The following is a 4,753-nucleotide window of genomic DNA, read 5'->3' as shown; positions in this document are numbered from 1 at the left end:
GGATGTAAATAATGATATTAACTGGACTGAAGCTATGATTACCAGTTGGAGAAAAGAATTTCATGTTATACTACCTAAAGTTGTTTCCATAAGTGAGCAGATAAAAGAATCTTCCGAATCAGATGAACCCTTTGCTGGAGTTAGAGAAGCACTTGATTTGCTTGAAGAAGACGAAGAAGGCGAAGAAGAGGATAATGAAATTGAAGATAATGAAAATATTTATAAGGAAACAGTCGATTGACTTTTTACAGTTATTTGACTTTTTTAATTGCACCGTTACTAGTAGCAAAATATTTGGATACCAAATCAGTATTTTGTAGGAGAAGGCGTTTTAATTCAGTTCCATCAACTACACGGATGGGTACTCCAGTAACTTTTGGTGCATCGTTGACCCAATCAAGAGCAACAGTGCTTCAGTCATTGATAGACTAATACCACCCAGCTTTGCTTTCGCGTGAGGAATTAATGAAGTTTTTGGGGTTTGGTTGCTTGAAGATTGAGCAAGTAAAAGTTTTTTGGTCAAAAGATTAGTTTGGTTAGCGGCAGTTGCTGGCATCACCATCTGTACGTCAGATAAGCCAGTTAGTACAGTTAGACTCAAAACAATCATCAAATGCTTAATCATTGTGCTATTTATGTATAAAATGTAACTTTTGTGTGTTGCGTGTGAGGATTTAAGTGCCAGTTTTCTTTAATTCCCATATAATAAGCTGTGCATCTACGTTATTGGATAATGAACAAGCGGAAAAAGTCTATATTTAACATACTTCTTGGGGCAGTATTGGCGATTAGCATTATTATCAGTCAAAACAATCCTCTACAAGCGTTAGTTGGTAAAGACACACTGACAATGATAACCTCTCCCGATTATCGACCTTATGAGTATTACGATACGGAAGGTTCAGGAAAGATTATCGGGTTTGATATTGATATTGCTAATTATATTGCCAAGGAATTAAAATTTAAACTTAATGTCATCGAGTCTGATTTTAATGGTTTAATTCCTGCGCTTGTGACAAACCGCGTTGATTTTATCATGGCTGGGATGTCACCAACACCAGAACGTTTAAAAAATGTTGATTTCTCTATTATCTATTATAATGCTTTAGATACAATTGTGGCGCCCAAGGGTAGCAATCTGCTCAAAGCTCAAGACTTATCAGGTAAAATAGTTGGAGTGCAACTAGGAAGCATTCAAGAGAAAAATCTCAAGGAAATTGCTAAAAAAGTTCAAGGAATTCAAATCAAGCAACTTAATCGAGTTCCTGAAGCTATCCAAGAACTTAAGTCTAAACGTATTGATGCGGCAATTATCGAAAATACTGTAGCTGAAGGATTTGCAGGAAGCAACCCAGATTTAGAGTTTAATGCAATTCCCTCACAAGAAAATTCTGGTTCAGCAATTGCTTTTGCTAAGAACTCTCCTTTAGTGGCGCCTTTCAATCAAGTGCTTCAAAAAATGAAGGATAACGGTACACTTAAGGAACTAGCAACTAAATGGTTTTCTAAAAACACAGTCACTGCCAACTTATCCTCAACAGAAGTTAAAACGGGACTAAATTTAGACTTTACTAGAATTAGTAGAGATATTCCTTTTATTCTGCGAGGTATTCCCTTAACTTTATTGTTTACTATTATCTCTGTATTCTTAGGATTAATTTGGGGAACTGTATTATCTTTACTCAAAATTTCTGATATTAAACCGCTTCAGTCACTTGCCAATGCTTACACCTCTGTATTTCGGGGTACACCACTACTTTTACAGTTAGCCTTGGTTTATTATGCAACACCCCAGCTTACAGGTTATAATATTTCCGCATTACAAGCAGGTGTATTAACTTTTACACTCAACTCCGGCGCCTACATGTCAGAAACCATTCGGGGTGGAATTTTGGCAGTAGATAAAGGACAAAGTGAAGCTTCCATATCTATGGGTATTCCCAAATGGTTGATGATGAAGGATATAATCTTACCCCAAGCGTTGAAGAATATTTTGCCTGCGTTGGTAAATGAAACCATCGGGCTATTGAAAGATTCGGCGTTAGTGTCAACAATTGGTGTAGTGGAAATATTACGCAGTGCCCAAATTGTCGGCGCCAATAAATATATTTACTTTGAGCCTTTACTATTCGCTGGGTTGATTTATTATATTTTAGTTATGGGTTTAACACAAAGTGCATTCATCTTAGAAAAAAGGTTAAGACGCAGTGAGTGAAGCAATTATTCGTACAGAATTTTTATATAAGTCTTTTGGTAAGCTAGATGTACTAAAAGATATTTCTACGCAAATCAATAAAGGCGAAGTAGTTGCGATTCTTGGACCCTCTGGTTCTGGCAAGTCAACCTTTTTGCGATGCATGAACTTACTCGAACGCCCTACCAAAGGACAAATATACTTTAAAGACCAAGAAATTACCAATCCCAAAGTAAATATAGCCAAAATCCGTACCTCTTTGGTAATGGTATTTCAGCACTTTAATTTATTTCCTCACATGACAGTGCTGCAAAACGTAACTTATGCTCCCATCAAAGTCAAAGAAGTTACTAAGCAACAAGCAAACTCACAAGGTTTAGAATTACTCAAAAAAGTTGGACTATCCGAAAAAGCAGATGTTTACCCATCGAAATTATCAGGAGGTCAAAAACAACGAGTAGCTATCGCGCGCGCGTTAGCTATGGAACCTGAAATGATATTATTCGACGAACCAACGAGTGCGCTTGACCCAGAAATGGTTAAAGATGTACTAGAAGTTATGAAAGATTTAGCAAAAACTGGCATCACAATGGCAATAGTCACTCACGAAATGGGGTTTGCACGCTCAGTTGCCAGTAGAATTATGTTTCTAGATCAAGGAACATTAGCCGAAGATACTACACCAAGCGAATTTTTTTCAAATCCCAAATGCGCGCGAGCAAAAATCTTCCTCGAAAAAATGCTTTAATAATTTTGATTCTACTGCGACTTTGAAGGCTGTGGATTAAAGCAATATTCTTTTGAACTTGGATGCGATACAAGTGACAGAGGGTGTGAGTCAAGCATTACGATGGTCATTTTGGTAACTGCAACAAGTATACTTATGAATTTTATACTATTTTAGGAATTTTTCAAGAAAATCTACTATATCTGATTGCATTTTGGCTTCTTCGGCGTTTTTTGCCTCTAATTCGTCAATTCGATGAATTCTTCTTTGGCTTTCTTCCAATAATTCTTGGTAAGATTATTTACCTATAACTAGTCTCCGAGATGTACTTGATTTGTTACTTTCAGCTTTACTGAGTATAAAGTTGGCTGAATTTTTTAGGCGCCTCTTGTAATGTTTGTTTTGAGATTCATTATGATTTTTAACAGAAGCAACTGCTATTATTTTTTTTGCTAATTTCTCCATATTCATCCAAGTTTCTTCTGAAAAAGTATTAGGATTATCTATTGCTTCCGAGAAAAGTTCAATCCATTCAGTCCATTCTTTTAGAGTGGAGATTGTAAACATTCTCTGAATCCCTCCCTAAAGTTGATTAAATCGTACTAATGATTGTAGCGTATTTTATATATAAATGTATTCAAAGCCTTGTTAAAAGACATAGCCCCACTTACTATTTCTTCTTTGCGTACTTTGCGTACTTTGCGGTTCGTTTATCCAACACCCCAAAATTAAATTTTTCTTTCTTCTTTTTTTCTTAGTGTCCTTTGTGTCTTTGTGGTTCATTCCTCTTAACCCTTTATAATTAATGACAAGGAGGCGGGCAAGGATGCCTACCCCACATTCCGGGAGAATTAAATTTTTGGAAGTCCCTTAAATGGCTTCTCCTCCGACTACTACATCTCGAATTCTCAAACTGGGGCCACCGCAACCTACAGGTAAACCGTTTTGTCCACCTTTACCACATCCTCCTGACTCATCCCAATAAAAGTCATTACCAATACCTTCAATATCTTCTAAAGTTTGAAACACATTTCCTGATAATGTTACATCTTTAACTGGTTCGGCAATTTTACCGTTACGAATCATCCATGCTTCCCCAGCGCTGAATGTAAACATTTCACCGTTGGTCATTCCACCTAACCAATTTCGTGCATATACACCTTCTTTGATGTCGCTGAATAAATCTTCAACTGGTGTTTTACCACGTTCAATCCAAGTATTCGTCATTCTTACAATTGGGGCGTAGTGATAATTTAAACATCTGGCGTTACCTGTCGGCGCCTCATCTAACTTCCCAGCAGTTTCCCGCGAATGTAATCTTCCCAGTAACACACCATCTTTAATTAATTGTGTAGTTGTCGCAGGTACTCCCTCATCATCATAAAAATAACTACCCCTGTGTCCAGCAGGCGCCGCACCGTCAAAAATTTGTAATTCTTCACTCCCAAAACGGCGCCCAATTGTCATAACTTCGAGTAAATCAGGGTTTTCATACGTCATATCAGCTTCGCTTAAATGCCCAAAAGCTTCGTGAACGAATAAGCCTGTTAATATGGGATCAATAACGACGGTATAAGTATTACCCAAAACCGATGGTAAAGATAGAGCATTAACCGCGCGCGTTGCAGCACCCTTAACTTGGTCGTCCAAATTACTTAAATCTTCAAACGCTTTACGTGAACCTGTGGTCTCACGTCCTGTTTGTACAGTTTCGCCATTTCTCGCAGTTGCAGCGAAGCGCATTTCCATATCAACCCAAGATTGATCGATAAACGTTCCTTCACTGGTAGCAATCATTACTTTTTGCGCGCTGTCAGCGTAGCGAACTGAAG

At 37.6% G+C, this 4,753-nt stretch carries 5 protein-coding genes and 1 pseudogene; 3 read left to right on the top strand and 3 right to left on the bottom strand.

Features of this window, described 5'->3' with window-relative positions; translation table 11 throughout:
• Positions 1-241 (top strand): annotated as a pseudogene (locus AC2JBO_RS43225) (hypothetical protein); the annotation flags it as partial.
• Between the two features lie 108 nt (positions 242-349).
• Here AC2JBO_RS43225 and AC2JBO_RS43220 read toward each other — a convergent pair.
• Complete coding sequence (locus AC2JBO_RS43220; RefSeq protein ID WP_496959782.1) at positions 350-625, bottom strand: hypothetical protein; 276 nt, start codon at positions 623-625, stop codon at positions 350-352.
• A 108-nt stretch (positions 626-733) separates the two neighbouring features.
• Here AC2JBO_RS43220 and AC2JBO_RS43215 point away from each other — a divergent pair, with 108 nt between their 5' ends.
• Both AC2JBO_RS43215 and AC2JBO_RS43210 read left to right on the top strand, forming a co-directional pair.
• Positions 734-2,215, top strand: coding sequence for an ABC transporter substrate-binding protein/permease (locus AC2JBO_RS43215; protein WP_496959781.1), 1,482 nt, complete (start codon positions 734-736; stop codon positions 2,213-2,215).
• Positions 2,208-2,942: an amino acid ABC transporter ATP-binding protein gene (locus tag AC2JBO_RS43210; RefSeq protein WP_496959780.1), complete on the top strand. Its 735-nt coding sequence runs from the start codon at positions 2,208-2,210 to the stop codon at positions 2,940-2,942. Before AC2JBO_RS43215 ends, AC2JBO_RS43210 begins: the two co-directional genes overlap by 8 nt.
• Positions 2,943-3,218: 276 nt before the next feature.
• Here AC2JBO_RS43210 and AC2JBO_RS43205 read toward each other — a convergent pair whose 3' ends face one another.
• Both AC2JBO_RS43205 and AC2JBO_RS43200 read right to left on the bottom strand, forming a co-directional pair.
• Positions 3,219-3,488 (bottom strand): hypothetical protein, encoded by a 270-nt coding sequence (locus AC2JBO_RS43205; protein WP_496959779.1) that lies wholly within the window; start codon positions 3,486-3,488, stop codon positions 3,219-3,221.
• 303 nt (positions 3,489-3,791) lie between these two features.
• The coding region (locus tag AC2JBO_RS43200) for a TldD/PmbA family protein (RefSeq protein WP_496959778.1) at positions 3,792-4,753 on the bottom strand (962 nt) is incomplete at its 5' end.

Source organism: Calothrix sp. CBUCES-K 9914, assembly GCF_059640475.1.
Note: the sequence above shows the minus strand (reverse complement) of the source record. Positions and strands in the feature narration are given on the sequence as shown.